General features: G+C 45.3%; 15 protein-coding genes. 8 read left to right on the forward strand and 7 right to left on the reverse strand.

The features are described 5' to 3' along the window. The first annotated feature begins 85 nt into the window (after positions 1 to 85). From prfC to QUB44_RS04410, 4 genes are all read left to right on the forward strand, one after another. Entirely contained in the window at positions 86 to 1,714 is a 1,629-nt protein-coding gene (gene prfC, locus QUB44_RS04395) for a peptide chain release factor 3 (protein ID WP_333247650.1), read from the forward strand. Between the two features lie 224 nt (positions 1,715 to 1,938). Continuing rightward, complete coding sequence (locus QUB44_RS04400; protein ID WP_333363602.1) at positions 1,939 to 2,163, forward strand: hypothetical protein; 225 nt, start codon at positions 1,939 to 1,941, stop codon at positions 2,161 to 2,163. Continuing rightward, entirely contained in the window at positions 2,163 to 2,609 is a 447-nt protein-coding gene (locus tag QUB44_RS04405) for a hypothetical protein (protein WP_333363605.1), read from the forward strand. The genes QUB44_RS04400 and QUB44_RS04405 overlap by 1 nt, the downstream gene beginning before the upstream one ends. 363 nt (positions 2,610 to 2,972) lie before the next feature. Beyond that, positions 2,973 to 3,242, forward strand: coding sequence for a hypothetical protein (locus tag QUB44_RS04410; RefSeq protein WP_333363607.1), 270 nt, complete (start codon positions 2,973 to 2,975; stop codon positions 3,240 to 3,242). Between the two features lie 228 nt (positions 3,243 to 3,470). Here QUB44_RS04410 and QUB44_RS04415 read toward each other — a convergent pair whose 3' ends face one another. Both QUB44_RS04415 and QUB44_RS04420 read right to left on the reverse strand, forming a co-directional pair. Next, positions 3,471 to 3,632 (reverse strand): PIN domain-containing protein, encoded by a 162-nt coding sequence (locus QUB44_RS04415; RefSeq protein WP_333363608.1) that lies wholly within the window; start codon positions 3,630 to 3,632, stop codon positions 3,471 to 3,473. After that, on the reverse strand, positions 3,629 to 3,979 hold the full coding sequence (locus tag QUB44_RS04420) for a hypothetical protein (protein ID WP_333363612.1): 351 nt from the start codon (positions 3,977 to 3,979) through the stop codon (positions 3,629 to 3,631). Before QUB44_RS04420 ends, QUB44_RS04415 begins: the two co-directional genes overlap by 4 nt. Before the next feature lie 437 nt (positions 3,980 to 4,416). On the opposite strand from QUB44_RS04420, the gene QUB44_RS04425 reads away from it, so the two are divergent. Then, positions 4,417 to 5,328: a hypothetical protein gene (locus tag QUB44_RS04425; RefSeq protein WP_333363614.1), complete on the forward strand. Its 912-nt coding sequence runs from the start codon at positions 4,417 to 4,419 to the stop codon at positions 5,326 to 5,328. 37 nt (positions 5,329 to 5,365) lie between these two features. Then, the gene (locus tag QUB44_RS04430; protein WP_333363617.1) at positions 5,366 to 5,881 is read left to right on the forward strand and encodes a hypothetical protein; all 516 of its coding nucleotides are present in this window, start codon (positions 5,366 to 5,368) and stop codon (positions 5,879 to 5,881) included. 59 nt (positions 5,882 to 5,940) lie between these two features. On the opposite strand, the gene QUB44_RS04435 is transcribed toward QUB44_RS04430, so the two are convergent. After that, positions 5,941 to 7,272 carry a hypothetical protein gene (locus QUB44_RS04435; protein WP_333363619.1) on the reverse strand — a complete coding sequence of 444 codons (1,332 nt, stop codon included), beginning with the start codon at positions 7,270 to 7,272 and terminating at the stop codon, positions 5,941 to 5,943. A 314-nt stretch (positions 7,273 to 7,586) separates the two neighbouring features. Here QUB44_RS04435 and QUB44_RS04440 point away from each other — a divergent pair, with 314 nt between their 5' ends. Next, the gene (locus QUB44_RS04440) at positions 7,587 to 10,112 is read left to right on the forward strand and encodes a zinc metalloprotease HtpX (RefSeq protein WP_333363622.1); all 2,526 of its coding nucleotides are present in this window, start codon (positions 7,587 to 7,589) and stop codon (positions 10,110 to 10,112) included. Between the two features lie 1,069 nt (positions 10,113 to 11,181). Next, entirely contained in the window at positions 11,182 to 11,745 is a 564-nt protein-coding gene (locus QUB44_RS04445) for an RNA-binding protein (protein ID WP_333363625.1), read from the forward strand. A gap of 339 nt (positions 11,746 to 12,084) precedes the next feature. On the opposite strand, the gene QUB44_RS04450 is transcribed toward QUB44_RS04445, so the two are convergent. The 4 genes from QUB44_RS04450 to QUB44_RS04465 form a co-directional block, all read right to left on the reverse strand. Then, positions 12,085 to 13,092, reverse strand: a complete 1,008-nt coding sequence (locus QUB44_RS04450) for a tellurite resistance TerB family protein (protein WP_333363628.1) — start codon at positions 13,090 to 13,092, stop codon at positions 12,085 to 12,087. A gap of 315 nt (positions 13,093 to 13,407) precedes the next feature. Then, the gene (locus QUB44_RS04455) at positions 13,408 to 20,013 is read right to left on the reverse strand and encodes a CHAT domain-containing protein (RefSeq protein ID WP_445299867.1); all 6,606 of its coding nucleotides are present in this window, start codon (positions 20,011 to 20,013) and stop codon (positions 13,408 to 13,410) included. A gap of 452 nt (positions 20,014 to 20,465) precedes the next feature. Further along, positions 20,466 to 21,572 carry a hypothetical protein gene (locus QUB44_RS04460; protein WP_333363633.1) on the reverse strand — a complete coding sequence of 369 codons (1,107 nt, stop codon included), beginning with the start codon at positions 21,570 to 21,572 and terminating at the stop codon, positions 20,466 to 20,468. Then, on the reverse strand, positions 21,569 to 23,410 hold the full coding sequence (locus tag QUB44_RS04465; RefSeq protein ID WP_333363636.1) for a CHAT domain-containing protein: 1,842 nt from the start codon (positions 23,408 to 23,410) through the stop codon (positions 21,569 to 21,571). The genes QUB44_RS04460 and QUB44_RS04465 overlap by 4 nt, the downstream gene beginning before the upstream one ends. Positions 23,411 to 23,427: the final 17 nt, after the last annotated feature.

Raw genomic sequence — 23,427 nt, forward strand, 5'->3', positions numbered from 1 at the left:
ACTTTATTGATAATTTTACCTTTAATAGCAACTGTAGCACAGGCTATAATGGCGATCGGGTGATGATTCCCCTACCTAATTTGTGATGACAACAGAACTCGAAACTGAACTGCTAACTGCTGTTGAGCGCCGGCGCAACTTTGCTATTATCTCGCACCCTGACGCGGGAAAAACTACTTTGACAGAAAAGCTGCTGCTATACGGAGGTGCAATTCACGAAGCAGGTTCTGTGAAAGCGCGGCGGGCTCAGCGACACGCTACCTCTGACTGGATGGCGATGGAACAGCAGCGGGGAATTTCTATTACTTCTACTGTTTTGCAGTTTGAGTATAAAAAATATCACATTAATCTGCTCGATACTCCGGGACACCAAGATTTTAGCGAAGATACTTATCGAACTCTGGCGGCGGCTGACAATGCGGTGATGCTTGAGGATGCTGCTAAGGGTTTGGAACCGCAAACTCGGAAGTTATTTGAAGTTTGTAAGCTGCGAAGTTTGCCTATTTTTACTTTCTTTAATAAGCTCGATCGCCCTAGCAGAGAACCTTTGGATTTGTTGGACGAAATTGAGAAGGAATTGGGGTTGCAGACTTATCCGGTAAACTGGCCGATAGGTACGGGCGATCGCTTTAAAGGTGTTTTCGATCGCAGGGCGCGCAAAATTCACTTATTCGAGCGGACTAAACACGGTTCTCGTGCTGCTGTTGATACGGTCATCGAATTGGGCGATCCGCGCATTGAAGATTTGTTGGAACAAGACCTTTACTATCAGCTCAAAGAAGAGTTAGAACTGCTGGATGAGTTGGGAACTGAACTCGATTTAGACTTGGTTCGGGCTGGCAAAATGACGCCTGTTTTCTTTGGCAGCGCGATGAGCAATTTTGGGGTCGAACTGTTTTTAGATGCGTTTTTAGATTACGCTATGAAGCCGATCGCCCGCAAGAGCAGCGCCGGAGACTTGCCCCCAACTTATGAAGACTTTACCGGGTTTGTGTTTAAACTGCAAGCGAATATGGATCCGAGACATCGCGATCGGGTGGCGTTTATTCGGGTTTGTACGGGCAAGTTTGAAAAGGACATGAACGTGACTCACGCTCGCAGTGGTAAAACGGTGCGTTTGTCAAGGCCTCAAAAGTTATTTGCTCAGGATCGGGAGTCGATCGAGGTTGCGTATCCGGGCGATGTGATCGGTTTGAACAATCCGGGGGTTTTTGCGATCGGCGATACTATTTACACCGGTCAAAAACTGGAATATGAAGGGATACCCTGTTTTTCTCCCGAACTCTTTGCTTTTTTGAGAAATCCCAATCCTTCTAAGTTTAAGCAGTTCCGCAAAGGCGTTTCTGAGTTGCAGGAAGAAGGCGCAGTGCAAATTATGTACTCGGTTGATGAGTCGAAACGCGAGCCAATTTTGGCGGCAGTCGGACAGTTGCAATTTGAAGTTGTGCAGTTCAGAATGCAGTCGGAATATAATGTGGAAACGACGATCGATATGTTGCCTTACAGTGTAGCTCGTTGGGTTGACGGCGGTTGGGATGCGCTGGAAAAAGTTGGGCGGCTGTTTAATACGGTGACGGTGAAAGATACTTGGGGAAGGCCGGTTTTGCTGTTTAGAAATGAGTGGAATTGCCGACAGGTGGAAGGGGAGCATCCTGTTTTGAAGTTAAATGCGATCGCCCCTGTGGTTTCTGGTTTGGCTGTTAGCGAGGAGTGAGGGGGATAATTGGTTTGTAGGGAAAGGACACGGTGGGGTGTCCTTTTTAGGGCTTACGCATTAACCAACAGTTAAAGGCTTGGAATAAAGAGGGTATGAAAGCCTGGTTTGGTCTTATCATAAAATACATCAACTCTAAAGATGCGCCTTGACGCAGTGCCGCAAACACCGCGTCAAGACGACTTCTCCAATGTTGTAGAGCCAACACAGGAGCTATATCAATAATGACAAATAACGATCCAAATAGGTGGCTGCGCTACGATTCAGAGCAGGATATCTCTCGACACAACGCCACCAACCCGCAGAAATGCCGGGATATGCAAAAGAAGTATGGCTGGAAACTGATCGACATTGAGGAAATCGAAAATAAGTACATTTTTGAAGTTGATTGCGTGTTCAAAGGGAAAACAGAATTTCCCAACTATCTCGAAGAAAAGGAGGAAGAGTGATGCACAAGTACATTATTTTTCAGGCTGAGTCAGGTGAGGATGAAGGCTGGAGAGAGAGAAAACTCCAACACAGCCAAGCTCTAACTTTTATCATTGCAGAAAACTGGGACTCTTCTAACGAACCGATTCCTGAACCGGGATATCGCCCTGTAGAATTTGTGCGGGTGGAGTCAGAACACGATCCAAAGGAACACGCACACAATACTCACTATCGCGTCAGCAATTGGGAAGTTGTGCGGGTGCAAACATACACGCCTGACATTCCAACTCCGATGAGCGAATATGACGTAATTGTGATGTGTTACTGTCGGTACAACCCGATCGATGCTCCTCTCAAACCGATGCCGAAACGACAGGTATCGATCGATTCTTTTGGTGGCGATGAAATAGCTTACAAGCAATACCTAGAATCGGAAGAGGGCAAGAAGTATGCACAGTCAATTTAAGCGTCAAGTCCTTTATAAGGCTAAATCCTCAGCCCTGCCCAAAACCTCCCAATCCCGATCTTCAATCCAAAATCCAAAATCTAAAATCCAAAATCGATTGACGGCGGCCCCCATCTGCGGCTACGCTTTGAAGTGAGAGGTTGCTTGCTTGTAGAGGAGGCAGCCCGCGTCGCCCAAAAATCTAGTTGCACTGCCCAAAGCTGCGCTAACAGCAATGGACAGCTAACCGCCAAACTGGAATCAGCAGTCTGGAGGCTAACGGAGTATCTTAACATCCTCTGTAGCCGCCCTGCTATGTCTTGAAATGCGGGGCGGCTGGGTTTTTGGGTTTTTCTAGAAAACCCAAAACCAGGAGAACATATTATGTCACAGGAATTCGTGCCTGACGACAACAAATCTGATCGCCCAAATGACGACTCAGCAACAGTATGCGAACAGGAAGTGGTGCTGTTAACGGTTGTCGGTTCGCCCAAGGGTGTCCGGGAAACCATACTCACTTTGTACCGGCTGGGATTTGCAGAAGTGGGCGATTGGAGTCCCGTACAGCGTGCGGCTAACCCGAAGCAGGTGATGAGCGTGCTGATCCGTCGGAAGCGGGCTGATGGTACATCGCCGAGACAATCTGGGCGGTAAGCTGCAAGGTTAAGTTCTTTTTAGGGCTTACGCATAGGGATCAGAAACCGGGTTTTTACGAGAATACTTGGTTGTGCCCACACATTCGGTAAAAAACCCGGTTTCTTTGTCGGAGTGCGTAAGTCCTATTAATCTTATTCCAAACGTTTTAATAACTCTTTAGGTGATAGAATTGGTAAGGTAGCCCCAGCGAAATCTCCTGCATCGCGGGTTACAATCGCCTCCAGGTTATCTGACAATATAGAAGATATTTGTTAAGGTTGTTGCCGTTACATATCCCTCAATTTGCTCATTTTCGATCGCCTCAAATAAATCATCAGCATCTTCTACAAACGGTTCTCGTTCTAGCAAACTATCGAGGATAATGTTGGTGTCTATTAATACCTTCATTTTAGGTATTTCTCCACCAAACGCTCTTCTAACATGAGTGCAACTTCGGCATCTGTTGGAGGTGGCGTATCGGTTTTTGCTAGCCCTCTGAGTCGCTTGGCCGCACCTTTGCGATCGCGCCGCAATCTGAGTTTAATTTCGGCATCTGTTGCGGGTGGTGCATCAGTTTTTGCTAGCCCCGTCATGGGTTCCAAAAAGTCATCTGGCAGAGGTTGGCTGGATCTGAGTTCCTGCCTGATGGACTCAACAATCGCATTGACTAGAGCTAATCTGTCGGTAACTGATAGTTTGTGGGCTTCTCGGCTTAATGGCAGCCAAGGAATTTGGGATATTTGGGATTCGTTCATATTTATATTTTGATATTTTGATATTTTATAGCGCTATTGTAGCAAATTTAGGGCTTACGCGCGGGTGGCCAGAAACCGGGTTTTTATGACAATATTTGGTGGTGATTCGCAAATTTGGGAAAAAACCCGGTTTCTTTGTCGGAGTGCGTTCAGGACTGCGCGGGTGGGCAGAAACCGGGTTTTTATGTGGGGCCAGTAGTTTGTGTGACGACTCGTTATCCTTATTGTGTGTTGAATTTGGAGTGATTAGTCTGCCAGACTGATGTGTGGCGCTAGACAAACGAAGTCCGCACCGGCGGACTTTCTGTTTTTAAGTCTTGGATGAGGTACGGGAAGTGCGATCGCCCTTTGATGCACTATTCGTGTGGTTGTGATAGAATGCAAGTAAACCTACTTTCATTAGTACAAGTCAGCCAAGTGCTGAGAGGTTCAATGGTATGACACAGTTTGTTTTGGATAGCTTTCAAGCTCTCAGCTCTAGTATTCAAACTAAAATAGAGGAAGCTAGGCAAAAGTTTGAAACTGAATTTGTTACTTCCGAATTTGAGAGCTTAATGTTGACATTGTATCGCAAACTTGATGAAATACAATATTTATTAGATGAAAGTTCAAGTGGTAAAGATTATTTTCTAATTTCCAATAAATTTCACGAAGCAAATGAATTTTTATTTGCTTCTATCAATAATTACGCTGAAAAAAATTCTATTAATGAAGAAAAAATTGATTTTATAAAAAATTTGAGTAATGATTTAAAAGTCAGCAAAATATTTTTTGAAGCAGAGGGTTTGATTGTTTTAGCTGGTAATACAAAAGATGAGATAGATAAGTGCGTGCATTATCTTAGAGCTTATCAGCTATTTCGAGAAGTTGTTACTAATGATTGGGAGAATATTTCGATTGAATGTCGCAAATCCATTACAGATATGGCTTTATTTTTAGTGAACATTTTATTAGTTCCTAATATAAAAAAAATAGAAGCAGAAAAATCTTCGCTTCTTTCAGTGTTTGAAAAAAATAAAGACATTGAAATAATACATAAAAAGCAACTAGAAGATCCGTCTATTTCTGAGGAAATCTCGCAATTAAGTCCTTTGAATGGGATAAGTAACTACTTACCAGAACTAGAAAAGCTGATCAATGTAGCTGTGGAGCAAACTAGGAAGTTAATGGAACTGGGTATTGATATTAGCGATCCATTTATGGTAACGTCTTTAGAACTGATAGCAGAAGACTGTCCAGAAATTGCGGAATACTGCAACGATCGCTTAATAGAACTGGTGAAAGAACAAATGAATCAAATGAAAAATTCTTTACCAGATGTAAACGAAGAAGTTTTAGATGAGTTTTGATGATAAAATTTTAAGGAAAAAGTATGATTAAGTATTTATGACTTGGAAAGAATTTTTAGCTGAAGGAGATTATGCTGTAACACTTATTCGTAATGGACTCAAGAAACGGGGAATTAAGGCAGGAGAGTCTATTGTTACTCAGTTTAATACTGACGAAGATATTCCTGTGTATGATAATTTAGGCAATAAAATCTTTTGGATATCTGTAAAAACAGTGTTTCACCGTATTACAGATCCGATTCGACAAATACCGCCCGGTTATAAAGGTTGGATGTGCGGTGAAGTAGAAAGTAAACAATGGGTAAACCCGCCAGCAGTAGTTATTTGGTACTGTCGAAATACCAGCACAGCTTGGGGAGCAATAACGCCAACACGTCCCAGTACCAAGTGGATTATTTATCCAGATAGATACGGTACAAAAATAGACAAACGCAAAAAAGCAGCGACAGGTCAAACTTATTATATTTACCCTTCTTATTGTGTGCCAACTTCTGAAATAATTAGTAAAGATGAAGTTATCAACTATATTCAGCAGTTATCCACATCATGTTAATTCACAATGATACAAAGCTTGTCAGGTGTGGAAATAAAAATTGCCGCCAACAACATCAATCAATGTTGGAGTGCGTCAGCCAATCGCACTTCCCGATCCACATACAAAAGCAGCCGATCCGTTAACTCCGCCGTCTTATTTTCCAACTTCGGAATCCGCGAAAAATCCGACGCCAGCAACTCAATTGCCCGCCTTCTTTCTGCCAGCACCACATCCGCGCACAAACCTAAATAAAACGGATGTACCTGCAAATTATCCCAATTATCATCTGGATTGACGCTGGCATATTTAATTACAGCATCTGCCAAATCTGTCTTGTCAATCTCCACTTTGTGCAAGTAATCCCTCGCATCATCCGGCGACAAATGCCAAACCAATTGTGCATCTATATAATCTGCGGGAATCGGAAACTTCGACGCATTTGGCCACCGCAATTGCGTCACCGGACAATCTCGCCCCGCCACAGCAACCACAATCCCCAATTTGTAATCCAATGCCCTCAACAACCGCCTAAACCACTCATCTTGATACCAAAAAGTTGCGCCTTGAGAATTGCGTTTTTCATCCCACATTTTCTCGTGAGTATCGAACAGCATCACGAGGCGTTCTGGCTTATTTTTGCCAGCCATTGCCGCATTCAAATCCCCGGCAAATAATTTCGGCAAACAGTCCCTTAATTCAGTATCAATATCTTTACGGCGAATTTGATCCGCCGTTTCGTCGCTGACACCCAGGCGCTGTTGAATTAATTTCATCACTCCCTTAATCCCGCTCAATTTAACTATGCCTTTAATCACGGCTACTGCTTGCGCCACTACCGGAAATCCTGCAAAAGTTTCAATAGCAGGTGTCACCAATTGAATTACATCATCGGGAAAAAGCTGGTTGAGAGTTGCGTCAGATTCGCCTTTGTTCAGCAAATACCAAAAGCAAGCAAAATCATAATTGGGAAACTTAAATTTATATCTCTTTGCTGCTTCTGCCAGATTGCGCCGCAGCATCAGCAAGCCGTAAAATCTATCTTGCGGTTTATCTTCTTTAATCGGTATCAATCCGAAATCGTGCCTGACTACGGGTATGGGAGTATAGGTTTTAGGTTCAGCGTGGCGGACGAAATCAGCAACTTCGGCGGCTTTTGATTCTGGGAGTGCGCGCCATTGTTGCCAAACCTGCGGCGAAAATCTTTTGCAGCAGTTAACCTGCAAGTGTTTGAGCAGCAATGACTTGCCGTTGCCTCCATCGCCGAAAAAATACAAAATTTGTTCCCGGGGCGGGTCTTCGTTTAAATAAAAGGCAAATCGGCGGGTAAATTCGTGTCTGTCAGTGAATAGTTGCAATTGGCGATCGCCGCTAATAGATTCGCTTTCAAAATCTTCGTCGTCAATTGGCATAAGTGTGCAGGTGAGGTGTTAATTTATTATACCAATGGGGGATTGAAATTGGGCGTAGATATCAATTAGGGGCGATCGCATTTAGGGTATATGTTAAAACTGAGATATTGCACCATTCTCAATCAGCTTTTGTGAACAGGCAAGATGCCTGTTCCACAAGAAAATTTATCTTTTGTGGAACAGGCACTATTCTCAATAAGCTTTTGTGAACAGGCATCTTGCCTGTTGCTGACAATGGCACAAGATGTGAGTTAAAACCGTAATCGATCGACCAGCCAAGCTATCTTAGAAAGGACGCTAGCGAAAGCACAGTCATGGCACCTCCCACTAATCCAAATCCGGCGGATTCATCTGCAAAACAGTCTCTAGAGGCTGGGCTAGCAGCTTTGAAACAGCAGGATTACCCCACCGCGATCGCCCTTTTAGAATCCGTTACTCAAACCGCAGCTAATCAGCCGTCGGGAATCCGCGCGCAGATGGGGTTAGTGGCTGCGTACAAAGCAACCGGTAATGTGAAAAAGGCGATCGCCCTGTGCTCTTCCCTCGCCAAAAGTCCCAACTCTCAAGTCAAAACTTGGGCCGATCGCGCTTTAACAGAATTAACCCCCCCTCGCCCCCCAAAACCACCGGAAAATAAACCAAAATCCGCAGAAACTCCCCCCGAAACAGGCTTTGTCGCCTTTGATGCCGGAACAAAATCGCCGAAAAAAACGATTGGGGGCGATGGCTTACGCCCCGCTTCGCTGCGACCGACCGCAGATAAAAAAACAGGATTTTTACCTTTAGAGCCTGCTGTAGAGCCTGAAAACGCCAAATCGAAACATATTTCCCCGCCACCTCCACCCCCCACACCGCCGATTCGCCCGACATCAGAGGGCGGGCACGGGGGCACCGCCCCTACAGAAACCGCACCCGATACAGAAACTAGCGGCGAAAATAGTTCCGGTTCCCCAACAGATATCCCCGGATTCGCCAGCCCAGATACTTACCAACTCACTTGGCGCGAAGCAGGCCGCGCCAAAAGCCCGCGCCCCCTCAAACCCCTGAAGTTGCTGGAGTTTCGGGTGCAAGCCGTTGCAAGTGCGATCGCCCTATTTTTCCTAGCCCGATTTGTCCTACAATTCCTGCTGACAAACACTAACTCTCTATTAGTTCAGCTTTTCATATTTACTAGATTGCCAATTTTCCAGCCGATTCAGCTTTTTTACCGCGATCCAACTCCCTTCCTGCAGTTTGTTTTTGGATTGCTTTTGGCCTCCTCTCCCTGGCTGACAGACGCGCTGCTGAAACTGTTTTGCGACATCGAAACCCTGCGCGGATCGGTTTTATCCAAACACAGCAAGGAAGCTAGTCGGGTACTTCGCAGTTTTTGTACCAAGCAAAATATGCCGGTACCGGTGCTGAAACTATTACCAGTAAATGTTCCTGTGGCTTTCAGTTACGGATGTTTGCCCCGTTTTGCTCGGATTGCTGTCAGTCAAGGGCTGTTGGATCAATTGACGGATGATGAAATTGCTACTATTTTCGCGCGGGAATTAGCCCATATTTCTCACTGGGATTTTGCGCCGATGTCGCTGGCGATGTTGGTGATTCAGATTCCTTACCTTATATATTGGCAGACTGCTTACTGGGGCGAGCGGTTGTGTGATTTAATGACGATCGAGTTTTTGCGTTCTGCTGTCAAATTTGTGGCCGCTGCAATTTCTGCTACCAGTTATGGGATTTATAAGTTGTTGCGCTGGCCGATGTTGTGGCTGTCGCGCAGCAGAGTATATTTTAGCGATCGCACTGCTGCGGAAATTACGGGTAATCCTAACGGTTTGACGCGGGCCTTGTCTAAAATTGCGATCGGCATTGCTGGTAATATCGAACAGCAAAAACAAACTAGCTTTTTCCTCGAAAGTTTCGATCTATTGTTACCCGTAGGTGTTGGACAAGCTGTAACCCTTGGTTCTGCTGCATTACACGCGCCGCTGGAACAGATTTTGCTGTGGGATGTCAGCAATCGAGAGCGCAATTGGTTGACGGTTAACCGCGCGCATCCTTTGCTGGGAGAGCGTTTGAAGCTGTTGGCTCTTTATGCTCAATTCTGGAAGCTAGAGACAGAGTTAGATTTGGCAAACGCGGGAGTGCAAGAACAACCCCGCAAAGGAAAATTATCTCTGTTTAAGTCAATACTCGAATTTAAAGATTCAAAACTATTTTTACAGGGTGCGCCGTTTTTTGGGATTCCGATGAGTTTGGCGATAGTCGGGGTGCTGTGGCTGATTGGGGGGATTTTTTCGAGGACGAGTATTTGGCAGTTGGATTGGCTTTGGGGCGATCGATCTATTCTTTGGGGCTGTTTGCCGATCGGATTTAGCATCGGTACTTTGATGCGGATTAATTATTTCTTCCCGGATATTATACCGCGAGAAACCGCTTCGCCGAGTTTGCCGGAAATTTTGTCAAATCCCGATAGTTTGCCGCTGGATGCTGAACCGGTGCGGCTGGAAGGGCAACTTTTGGGTCGATCGGGTATGAGTAATTGGCTGGGACAAGATTTGATTTTGCAAACGGCGACGGGTTTGGTGAGGTTGCACTATGTTTCCAAGTTTGGCTACATAGGCTCTTTGTGGCCATTTTTGTTCAAAGAGACTACTCGCCCTAGCGATTTGATCGGAACATCTGTTGTGGCGACTGGTTGGCTGCGCCGGGGTGCTACTGTGGCGATCGACCTTGAAAGTCTCCGCAGTCAAGGAGGGAGGGTTAGTGACAGCGGACATCCGATTTGGTCTGCGATTTTGGCTTTTGCTGCTGCTTTTTGGGGCGCATACATCATTATCCAGGGCCCAAGGTGAGACGATTTTGGATTTTAGATTTTGGATTTTAGATTGAAGAATGGGAAATGACTTACTGCATAAGGGTTTCGAGGTTGCCTACAATTGCTTTTTTTACAGGTATGAGGAATAGTTATCAGATTGCCGCACTCGATCGCGCACAACGCGCAGCCCCAGATGAGTTTTGAGTTAAACGGGGGATGGGCGATCGATCTTCTCGGTGCGCCGTGTACACCCTACCCGATGTTCTCGGTGCGCGGTGAGCACCCTACACTCTTGTTGCTTGTTCATTCGTAAAGAAAAGTTGCTTTTTTGCCAGCGGTCTGTTACATTAGTTTACATGAATTGGATTGAACCAAATAGCGCGATAACTTCAGTTGGCTAAAATCCCTTAAGGCATTGCGTAAAAATTGTCAACATCCCAACACAGCAAGTACAGCCAGCCGCTTGTCGGCTGTTTTTTTTCGATCGCTATTTTTGCTGGGCGGGATGAATTCTCAAAAGTGATTCAGATGTGGTTTCCGTTAAATTCAGACTGAAATCTTCCTAAATAACTAGCTCTGTTACCAAGGCTGTGATACCTTTAAAGAATGCTCGGACTCTGCCGGGCCGGATTTAAGGGATAGCGGGTAAGTGAGTAGTTCTCAGCATTAGGAGCGAGGTAAGATTACTGGCTAAAAAAATGTTAGCCATTTTATCCATCACTGTATTAAACTGAATACTGGCATTCCGATCGCTTACAATTGACATCCTTGGACATAAATTTCTAGACGGCGCTGGCTATAAACATTCTGAATCAAAACCGGAAGCAAGTAATACAGAATAGCCAATAGCCTAAACATTTGAGTGATGACTAAAAGTTTACACAACAACCTGAGATTTAAAAGCTCTCTGCATCGGCGGTTAAGTTCCGGCCTTATCAGAGTAAATCATCTTTTTGTTCTAAAAGGTGGGGGGAGCTGTCAAGGTTGGTGGGAGGAATGCGCCAATTTTCGGGTTATGTGGTGTTTGCCTGAAGTCAATATTCAGTTGACTTCAGGTAATTCTGTTCGAGCAAATTAATTAAAATCCAAGTCGGGAGGAATTTTTCATGTCTATTCGTCTTTATGTTGGCAATCTACCGAAGGAACTCGATCGCCTAGAATTGCAAGAAGTTTTTGCACCGGAGGGCGAATCTGTTACCACCAAGGTAATTACAGACCGCAAAACTGGTAAATGCAGAGGATTCGGTTTTGTGACGGTGCTAACCGACGAACAAGCCGACCAAGTTATTGAGAAATACAACGGCTTGATGTTCAAAGAAAACCCGCTGAAAATAGAGAAGGCACTGCCCCGCTCTAAGGGTAAATCTGAGAAGGGCGAAGACGATCAGCAGCAGTCGCCGCAGTCACCGCAATTGGTGTCGGCATCGGCGTCTGTGCCTATGCCTGTGCCTGCGCCGCAGCAACAGCAGCGCTCGGCTCCTCCTACCCAAGGTGGAGGCGGTTCCAGCAAAAGCAATCGCCGTCGGGGTGACAACAACAAGTCTCGCCGCAATCAGTCAGCAACAACGGTGTCGAGCGCTGATTCGGGCTCGGTGCAGCCAGATCCGCGCTGGGCGAGTGCTCTGGAAGAACTCAAGCAAAGATTGGTGGAAGCTCAGACTACTAATTAGTCGAAAATGGCGGCTAATTGCTGCTGCCTCTCGACTGTGGTTGATTGAATGTATCTGGAAGTGCGATCGAGAATGGGTCAAAAAACCCTGTTCTCGATCGCACTCTTTTATGGTAAAAAACCTCTAATATCTAGCAGTGCGGTAAAATAAGTGCGATCGGGCAAGTAATGAAAACTCAAGTCCTGACTACCAACGAGTTGGATTTTGGTCGATCGAGCGGACACGATGCCATATTCTGAGAATGGTTGGCAAAAAACCCGGTTTCTCTGAAAATATAGGGTTGAGCAGCGAGACATCTAGAAAGAAACCAGGTTTTTAGCCTGTCTAAACAAGTCCTTTTTATTCTATCGGCCCGAATTCGATTGTCTCAATAAACTCAAAAATCTTGTTCATAATTCCCTCAACTTCAGACTCCAGGGAACCCAATTCATCCCCCTCCTGATAAATGCGCTGACAGCTTACCGTGTAGCAAAAATCATCAGCAATAAAAGCCATAAGTCCCCGGTAAGCATCCAACCGAGTCAGAGGGCGATCGTTTTCTTGTACGCTGATAGTTGCACCCGCAGGCAAATCTAAAACCACGAAATAAGCTTCTTCATCTTCTAAATATTCCGCGTGGAGTAACTTAGAATTCGCAACATTAGTAAGAATTGCTTGAGAAACAAAATTGTCGAGAAAAGACTTGAGATAACCTTCCTCGCCAACCGACTCGATTGTTTGTTCAACTTCACCAGCAACAGGGAAATAATCAATTTTCAGCAAAACGCCAAAGTCATCTGAAAATGCGACACAGCCTTCTTGCTCATCAATTTTACCACCTCGTTGCTCGTCAACTGGAATGGGAACGCTAAAATTGCCTTCAGGAGATACGTACCATGCCGCATCGAAATCAGACTCTTCGCCCTCTACTTCCGAGTAAGCAGCAATTACATCCTCAATAATTTCTGCTGCTTCCTCGTCTTCCACACCTAATGCTTGTTGGAATTCCTGAAGAAAAGCCTGGTGCTTCTGAGAGATTTCGCCATCTGCGACAAACATTGCTGCGGTTATTGCAAAAGTATCCAAAACTAACTCATCGGGCATGGATTCCCCAGCAGTATTAAATAATGCTCCTAAACCGTCTTGGGCGACAATACCGGCGAGTCTTTGAAACATTGCTGACATATCATCTTCCGAGTATTCAGCAAATATTTCTGATTCCCAAAGTATGCTTTCTAAGATATCAGCATCCGTATCAGGGGAATTTGCCTCTGCTGCCACAAATGCTACCGCTGCTACGGATTCTTCTAAAGTCAAGCTTGCTTCGGATTGGTCTTCTGAATTGAATATTTTATCAAACTTGCTCACAGGTTTTGCCCCGCTAGTGTTTAGTTTTGCTATTCATAGCAAATTTATGACATAAAAAGATAGTAGTCAATCGATTTTAGATTTTAGATTTTAGATTTTAGATTAAAGAATTGAAGCATTGACCCCACGGATAAATTCGGGGGGCAAGTTTCATCGGATACAGGTTTTTTATTTCTGGACGGATGAATCACGTGGCGGGTATCCTGGATGCTTTCGGTCAGGGATAATCTGGACGCCGGACACGGCGCCGTGCTGTTTCCCTACAGATATCGCACCCGACACGGTGCCGTGCCGTTTCCCTACAGAGATGGCCTATTACCAAGGACTGCCAATTATTGTGAATCCGGCCCAAAACGTCGGGTGAGAGAAATCTGCATTTGCTACTTGTGTAGCTTGATTTATGTCGATCGCGCCTTCAGTCCCCCGCAATTGACCGTTTTTAATTAAAATTTGTTTGTGGATCATTGCCAGTTGAGCTTTTCTGAGCGCTTCAGCTTTAATTGGCGCTGATCGCAAATTGCCATAAAACTCGGTCATCAACGCCAAAGTGCCGATATCCTTAACTTTCCACAAACTCGCCAAAGCTGATTTTACACCGCTGCGGACGGCCAGTCCAGCAAATCCCATTTCTGCTGTATTGTCCCCGATCGCAGTTTCGCACCCACTCAGCACTAATAACTCGACTGGTGGGCGATGGTACCACTTCGCCGACCTAAATTCATCCAGTGCCAAAGAGCTGTCCCACAAATCAATCTCAGCTTCTTTTCTTCCATTTTCGCCTTGAGGAAAACTGGCGTGAGTAGCTAAGTGAACGATTCCAAATGCCTGTTGTTCTCGCTGTTTTCTCAGGTTTTGCAGGGTAAATTCTTGATTGAGAAAAGAGCGACCTTGCCACAAGGGAAATGCTGCTTGATTTTCCGTTTCTGTTCTCCTCCCAGCGATCGCAGATAATTCGATCGGCACTGCAGGCAAACGCTCTTTCTTGGTGTGTGGAAACTCTGAAGCACCCATTGCTAAAACTTCGGCATTCAGCAAACTTTGATAATTGGTGTTAGTCAAGCTGATGCTGGGAATTGAACCTAGACTGTATTTTTCTATTAAAAATTGGTTGCCGTCGTGCAAAGCTGCTATCGGCAATTGGCGCAAACCGGCATCAAATGCAAAAATGAGCGTGTCGATATTTAATGATTCTAAATTTTGAGAAATCGGTGCAACTAACCATTTGTAAAGTTCCTGGGCACTTGGCAAATATCTTGTATCTTGCGAATCCAAAGGATTCCCTAAATATTCCTGCAAATATTTCACAGTTTTCTTTAATTCTATTATTGTGGTAATGGCGACTTTTTTGATAATTGGAGGGCCATCTGGAACTACTAAAATTAGCCACAAGTCTCCTATACCGGCCACAACGTAAACAATTACAGCTTGCTTCCCGGTTTCTTCCTTAATTGTTTTAAGAGTTTCTCTCAGATATTGAACGTTGATTTTTTTATCTGTAAAGTTTTCCCCATAATAATTTTCGTAGTCTTGTTCAAAGAGTTGGTCAATTAGAGCAATAGCATCGTTAGCATTGCCTTGTTCTAAAGTTTGTTCGACGAGAGATCTGCTAATTTGTGAGGGAAAGAGATTTGGGATATCTGCAGGTAAGGGATTTTCTGCGATCGGAGTTGTTACGGGCGCTGGAGTTGGTGCGGGTGTTGGAGTTGGTGCGGGTGCGGGAATTGTTGCGGGCGCTGGAGTTGGTGCGGGAATTGGAGTTGGTGCGGGAATTGGTGCGGGCGCTGGAGTAATAGTCGGTGAATCTTGAACTGGCGCTGTATTTATTGCAGCTATTCTCTCCCAAACATCAGAAAGATTGAAATCAAATGGTTCAGAATTAGCAATCGGTAAACTAGGAGTTTGCTCGATTATTTCCGGCGGAGTTTCTGCGACTGAAACAGTTAAATTGTCAGTAGATGTCTGTGTGGAAATCGGGTTATTAGCTTCGGCTCCGGCAATGGTGTTAACTGACGGGGTGTAAGGAAGTTCTAGGGAGATAATTGTTTCATTGTTACGCTGCCAATCTAATTCGGTATTTCCCGTTTCAGCATTTTGGCTAATAGAAGTTTCAGCACCCAATAAATCGCCAATTAAAAAAGCTAACTCCTGTTGGGGAGTTTGGCTTGAGCTAACAGCAGGCGCGGGTACGATCGCACTTGCAGGCACGGGTACGATCGCACTTGCAGGTGCTGGCTGAATCTGAGTTACAGGCTGGGTTACAGAGGCAAGAGGGGCTGTGGGGGCTGGATTTGGTGCGTTTGAAGGTTGGGGGGCGATCGCAGGTTGAGTGCCGAGGGAGGAGTTGATTTGGGAAACAGAGGGAAGGGTAGGCCTCGAAGCTATGCGGGCAGCAGCGTTTGGGGTTGTGGGTGTTGAGGGCTGTGTGGGGCGCACCCGCGGTGGCAGTACGAATGAATCGGGCAATTCAGGTAGTTGGATGTTGAGGGGAAAACCAGGTATCGGATCGGGTGTTGCCGAAGGTGCGATCGAGCTTTCGGGAATTGGTGCAGGTTCGATAAATATTTGGGGAATTGGGAAAGGTGCGATCGAGCTTTCGGGTGTTGGGGCAGGTGCGATCGAGCTTTCCGGTGTTGTCGAAGGTGCGACGGGTAAACGCGGTGGGAGTTGCGGGGAGGGTGTGCCTGTGGGCGCTGGAGTCGGTGTTGCCGAAGGCGCTGGAGTAGCTGCGGCTGTCGGTGCGGGCGATGGAGTATCTGCGGGCGTGGGTGCGGGCGTTGGAGTAACTGCGGCTGTGGGTGCAGGCGTTGGAGTAGCTGCTGGTGTCGGTGCGGGCGTGGGAGTAGCTGCGGGTGTCGGTGCGGGTGTTGGAGTAGCTGCGGGCGTTGGAGTAGCTGCTGGTGTCGGTGCAACTATTGGCGGCGGTACGGAAATAATTTGAATGCGATCGACATCCTGTCTGTGAGTATAAAGATAGGAGTTATCCCGCAAAATTGTTTGAATAGGATTAGAATTTCCCCTAGTAATTGCACCCGCCGTTCCATTTGTGGCAGAATCACCGACAATAAACGGCGTTAATCCTGCGCCTCCGTGGCGGATAATTATAGTACCGCCGCTGCTATCTCCAGGACTTCCAGCGGTAGAAATGCTAGCATTAATGCCGTTGCTGTCTGTGAAGGAATTGAGCGATCGAAAAAACCCTCCCATCTGAATCTCGACATTGCCTCCCGTACCCTTGCCGAGACTACTTTGAGCGTTAATTTGACTCACCGTAATATTGCCCGCAGCACTGCGGTTATAAGCCGTGACATTCCCTGCATTCCCCTGCGCCGAAGAGTCAATTTTACCAACAGTAATACTTCCGGTAGCGTCGAGCAAGATACTGCCGCCATCACCAGCAGACGAGGTATTGATATCGCCTGCCACAATATTAGTTCCAGCGCTCAAAGCGATATTACCGCCATTGTTAGGGGAAGTCGCATCAAGATCACCTGTGGTGATTTCTCCGTTCTCACTAAACAAAGAAATTCCGGCGGGTGACTTAATATTTTGGGCGGTAATATTATTCGTAGTAATAATGTTAATTGCACCGGAACTTTCGGGAATATTATCTTGAATATTGACGCTATTGAGGGGAGAGACACTCCCCACAGCATCACCAAAATCAACACTTCCGGCATCGGGCTGAACAGTCAGACTGTAAGGCCCGTCAACAGTAGACTGAAAAGTAATATCGCCAGTCTCTAAAATTTTGACCGACAGGTTGTCACCTAATGTTACCGGAGCGTTAAAAGTAATATTATTGCGGTTGGTTTCGATATTTCCCTTAGCAGTAATAGAGTCATTTGCCTGGACATCAATATTGCCACCAGTCACAGTAATACTGGGAGCGAAAGTGCGGGAATTAATATCAGATGTCGAAACAGTTCCGCCAGCCTTTATGGTGACTCCTCCGCCCTTACCATTTGCTGCGGCGGTAATAATTGGGCCGGCAGTTGTGTCGATATTACCGCCGCTTTGAATGCGAAGATTCCCGCTATTGGCGTTGAAGCCGCTTAATAATAGAGCGCTACCAATTCCTGCCGTACTGATGTTGGTTCCAGCTTCGAGGGAAATATTGCCGCCGCTGTTACCGCCGATCGCATTGATGATTCCGCCAGTAGTATCGATCGAGCCGCCGCTTTTAAAGGTGATTGAGCCGCCGTCTTGATTGCCGATCGCCCGGATGTCGCTGGTAGTAATATTTCCCCCAGCATTTAGATTAACCTTACCGCCTATATTAGTTTTAAGATCGGGAGATGAACCGTCATAACTTGTCAATAACTGACCTGTAGTGATATTTCCGTTGCTGTTAGTAAAGTTAAGATTTCCACCCTGTATTCCCGATACTAAAACATCGCCTATATTAATGTCACCGCTGGCAGTAGATAAAGTAACATTGCTGCCATTGCCCTTAGCAGAATCACCTGCAATCGCGGTTCCTGTTGTCGGTGTTGTGATGCCGGTGCTGGCTTGAATGGTAATATTTCCAGCAGCCCGATCGCCCGTGACATCGATCGTTCCGGTATTTATGGAACCGGCAGTGCTCGTAAGTGCGATCGGGCCGCCGTTTTGATTCGCCGTTACAGTGAGATTGCCAGTCGTAATATTGCGATCGGCACTCAAAGTAATTGACCCACCATTTTCCGGTAAAAAAATCGTATCATTTCCTGAATCCTGAGAGCTGGTTGCATTTACTTTCTCTGTAGTGATGCTGCCATTTGTGCTAGTAAAATTAACAATCCCGCCTTGCAATCTACCGTAGTTTAATACATCACCTGTTATAATATTTCCACTGGTAGAGACAGTAAGATTGCCACCCTTATTCCCGTTGTCTGAAGAATTATTGATGTTCTCAATCTCTATATTGCCATTTAAGCTCGTAATAGTGATATTACCAGCATCAGATTTTGAATTGTCTTGACTCTCCGTTGTTAGAAAACCTAATCTAATGTTACCCCTTGCCTGTAATATTATATTGCCGGGAGTGCCGACAGCAGAGGGGCTGGCGGCATTTATTCTTATTGGTTCTCCTAGGGAATTAATAGCTCCCTGTTCGCTGATGATGGTAATGTTCCCGCTATTGCCTTGAGCTGTTAAGCCAGGAGTTCCCCCAGCAAAAGTTTCTATACAAACAGAGGGAATTACACAATTGATAGAGATATCGTCTTTTGCTTTGAGAGTAATGTTGCCACTATTATTGACTGCTGAAAAAGTACCTATATTTCCTTTAAGAGTAAAGCTGCCACCTGCATTAACACTAATATTACCGCCATTGCCAATCGTCGTAGGAACTAGAGTAGTAAGTTCTCCTGTAACAATGTTGCCTCCAGCAGTCAGAGATATATCACCACCATTATTATTAAATCCGTTTGTTCTAATCGCTCCCGTTTGAATGTCTCCTGTAGCTTGTATAATTACAGGACCTACGATAATGGGTTGACTGACATAAGTATCAATACCTCTTGTTTGAATATTGCCACCCGATCGCAAAATTACCGATCGCGAAGTACGCAGAATAAATTCATCCGTCCCGGGATCACCGCTAGTAATATTTGTGTCTGGACTCGTAATACTTATATCTCCATTAAAAGTAATATTTCCCGTACCCGAAGTCGTATCTACCTTGAGGGAAGCCCCCGTATATCCCCCAGAGGTATAATCATTAGGCTGCGTAAATATTGGATCGTACAAACTGGTAAAATTAGCAGGTTGACCCGACCAATCTAGAATTGACATATTATTGCCACTGCGAAAGTGAGCATCTGTAGATATGATGCCATCACTCACTAAAGTCAGATTTCCGCCGCTCACAAAAGGCGTTTGCGAAAGATGATTCAGCGCCAAAAGATCGATACTTTGATTTCCCTGAATGTAGAGATTTCCGCCAGCATTAGCCACAAACGGATTTGCCACACTATCGCGCACCCGCACTGTATTGTTAGCCAGCAAATTCAAATCGCCAGTTGTACGCAACAGACTTTCAACTAATGTCAAATTGCGATTAGCTGACAGCGTTGCAGTCTCCGCAGTTACTCCTTTAGCAGCGACATCTCCATTCTCTACCTGCAAACCAGAACCCGTTAATTCTATTTGCCCTTGAGAATTAACTGTCACCCCCGTTGCACTTCCCCCGCCACCCGCCAACAACTGCGGCAAAGATGCAACTGGCAACACCCAATTTTGAGGCAAACTCCCGGCTACAGATTGCGGCTGAATCTCCAAACTCAACAGATTTCCCGGTTGACTAATTCTGACTAAACTCTCGCCCGGTACAGCCGCAACAGTAATATTTCCTCCCGGTGCAGAAAGTTGTCCCGTACTCAAAACCGTGCCGCCCAATAAAGTTAAATTTTGCCCTTGTCCCACTGCCAAATTGCCCAAATTGACAATTCCTCCCGGCTGTGTATTTGTAAAAGCAAAACTATTAGGATTTCCGACTAATTGAGTATAATTATTTGTACCAGCCGCACTAAACCAGTTATTGCCAAAACCGATGCCCGTCGCAGTAGTCGCAGTGAAAGCAGCAGGCACGTTCAAACTGGCATTTGTTCCGAAAACAATCCCCGCCGGATTCATTAAAAATAAATTGGAATTGCCGCCCGTTATTTGAATTAATCCGTTAATCAGCGAAGCATCGCCGCCGACAACTCGCCCTAAAATATTGCGGATATTAGGATTTGATATAAAATTGGCAGTTTGCCCTTGAGTTAAACCAAATTCTTGGAAACTGTGAAACAGATTTGCACCGTCGCTAGATTGTTGACCGCCGTTGATGTTGAATTGGTTGCCGCTGGGAGTAATTTGAGTATTCGTGCCGTCGGTTGCGGGGGTAATTTGGGCTGTGGCTGTTTGGGATGGGGGGAAAAGTCCTATTTCCCACATTGCTAAGGTGGTGAAGGAGAGGAATGTTAGGAAAAAGCGGGGTTTTTTGTGTGTTGATTTCATGGTTTTTGTTAGTAGATGTTATGATCGTAGATTCATCAACAATAGATTATAATATCACCATCCTGTAGGGGCGGGTTCACCGAAATATATGACACCCAACGACGGATCGTAAAAACCCGCCCCCACCCCACCCAAATATTAATAATTAATTGAATTTAACCATATAAATTGATGTTATTTGGGGTTGTTGGTTGGGTGAGGGCGGGTTTATAAAGATTATTTTTGGGTGACAAAATTAGTCGCGAACCCGCCCCTACGAATTGATGTTGTTTGGGGTTATTTGTTGGGTGGGGGCGGGTTTATAAAGATTATTTGTGGGTGAAAGAATTAGTCGCAAACCCGCCCCTACGAATTTTGGTTATTGCGATCGTACATTCATCAACAATCTACTATTTCCTGTCTTCCCTCCTTTGCAAATCTCGCAATTGCTTCTCTACTTTTTCCACCATTGGCAAATCTCCCAAAGTTTTATATCCATCTTTTGCCATTCGCAAATATTTCATAGCTTCCAGATTATTTCTCATGGCTAAATGAACTTTCCCCAATCCGTATCTAGCGGCTGTCAACTCCTCAATATCGTCAGGTTTCGCCGTACTAATTACCTTGGAATAGTAGACTTCAGCCTGGGGAACCAGTTGTAGCTTTTCCAGATACAGATCGCCCAATGTGCGATAAATGGGCGGTGTTTCCACGCCTGTTTCTTGTAAATTTTCTAAAATTTCTCTTGCTTCGGCAATCAAGTTTGTGTTAAGATAAACGCTGGAAATTGCTAATTTTTTGGCGTTTTCGTTAGGTACTTGTTTGTCGATCGCCCCAACTGCATCCTTAACAGCCTCAACCTGCTTCTCATCCAGCAAGCTAAACTCGATATCCCCCTCCCCAACAGCACTTTCTGAAGAAGCACCCGTATTCGCCTCGACAATCAATCGGTACCTAACACCCGGTTTCAGCGCCGGTTCTCCCGGATAGACACCCTCAGTACCGCTAACAGTCATTTCCCAGTTTAATTTGGCTCCATTTTCGCGCAGGCTCAACTTATAGCTAGTAGCACCAGCAACCGGATTCCACCGCAAAATAGGCTTGCTGTCGAGCAATTGTGTCCGCCTCGGACTGATTATATAAGGAATTGGCGCGCTATTCCAAGCAATTTTACCGTCGCCGCGATCGGGACATTTAATCAAGTCGTTGCTGCAATCAGATTTCGACTCTTCTTTGGCTAACAAACAGCTATTCAATTGATTTTCACCCGATGTGATCGACTTAATTCCCAAATCTGCACATTGGATAGTCAGTTGTGCGTTTTGTGCTGTTCGCAATTTGTCTCCCGGATAAATCGGCGTACCGCTGGTAGGGCGAACAATTCGGCCGTCTTGGCGCTCGATCGCAACTTCTCCGCTAGTATGGATAATCAGTCCGTTGGATATTCTGTTACTGGCTGCTAGTGCAGTAGTTGCGATCGAGCTTAATGCTATAAAAGTTGCAATCCTGATTTTCATTTTATATTTCCTTTTGCTTGTAAACGTTGCTGGGCAATCTGGATACATTCATCTTGTTTCGGTACGCGGTAATCTGAATATTTAAGCGCCTGATTCCAGGCTTCTAAGGCTGCTTGCGGCTTACCTTTGATTTCGAGAACCTGTGCTAAAAGGCATTGAGCTTCAGGGCTATCGCCTCTGAATCCTATTGCTATTCTTAAATCTGCTTCAGCAGCGTCATATTGCTTTTGTTTAAACCGCGCCCAACCCCGATTTTTAAAACAAGCAGCTTTTACTCCGTCGTATTCAGTATGTTCTAAACAGCGAGCGATAAATTTTAAAGCTTCTTGAGGTTGATTGTTGAGAATCAGCGATCGAGATAATTGAGAATTCGCCTCCGCAGAACCCCGCCGCGCTGCATCCTTCATTAATTTTTGCGCGTGCTCTTTTTCATTCAAGTCCTCATACAACACAGCTAAGTTATAATGAGGCGTGGCATAATTTAAATTTAGTAAACTTGCTAATTGGTAGCATCTTTCAGCGATTAATAGTTGACCCTGACGGTGACTGGTCTTTCCCATTTCATTGACAACGCGGCCAAGTATTGGGCCCATTAACATATAACTGATAGCCGTAATACCTAAACTTTTTGCCGCCCGCTGCATCCAATCAATTGGAAGAATTAAGGGTTGCTTGTTTTGGCGATCGCCCGCCACATCATCTGCCGGAACAGGGCGATCGCATCCCAACTCTAGCAATTTTAATCCCTCAAATGTGGGATGCTGACACAGCACCGGTATTCCGCTCGCGCCCGGAAATTGAGGTTCCCAGCGCAGCAAATCATCCTTAGCTTTTCGCACCGCCAAAAACAGAGGTTCTTTGAGAGCCAAATATCTAAACAAAGACTTCACAAATTCGTGAGCGATTACATCGGGTAGCGGCGCACGCATCACAATTACTGACGGTAAAGGGATGCCCTCAGCGACTAAATCTGTTGCTATTCCCAGGCTGGAACACGAATTAAAAATTAGTAACTGCAAACCTTTAAAAATTGCTTGCTTCATGCCTCCTTTTAAAGGCTCTAAAGTAACGCTATCATTTTCATTGAGATACAGCATTCCGTTGGCGGCATTATCGTCGCAGTCGCTGTGTCCGGCATAAAAGAAAACTTGCCAGCCTTTTTCATCAAACAACTGGTCATGTAATTCTTGAATCGTCGGCTCTTTAATAAAATTTAATTCGCAGCGCTCGCCTAAATATTTTTCAATTTCTTTGGCATCTTTTTCAACATCAATTCCCTTGCTGTTCCCTGAAACACCTAAAACTCTTCCCTGGGAAGGTAGAGGCATTCCTCCTGCGGTTGCTTGTTGGGTAACTGTTCCATACTCTGAGGAACTTACGATTATTTCACAATTGTAATATATTTCGCGAAATTTCCACGCATCCCAAGGCAACTGCCAAATTTTAGAGTTATCGCACTCTAGGAATATTTCCACGCATTCCGATCTATCTTTAATTTCGGTTCTGAGTTTGACCTCAATTTTTTTGAAAAAATCATCATTCTCAAGCCACTTGTTCATCTCTGCTTTCAAGCCTTGACATATAGCATCAGGGTTGTCTTCAGAAATATTTGTTTTACCTGCGGGCTTGATTTTGATTCGAGAACTGCTTCTGCTAGATTTGACTCCACCGCAAATACTTGTCCATCTTCTTTGTAACTCCTCAACTAGGGGGGCTGGTGGCAAGCTGCCACAAAATTTATAGACGGTTTTTCCTTTTTTTTTCAACTCCGCTGTCACCAGAGGAAACCCGCCTGTTAGACTCCCAAACCCCAAAGCCAAGATGACAGTCCAGCTCATAAATTGGATGCGATTGC

The sequence above is a fragment of the Microcoleus sp. AT3-D2 genome (assembly GCF_036705715.1).
In the GTDB taxonomy this organism is placed as follows: Bacteria; Cyanobacteriota; Cyanobacteriia; order Cyanobacteriales; family Microcoleaceae; genus Microcoleus.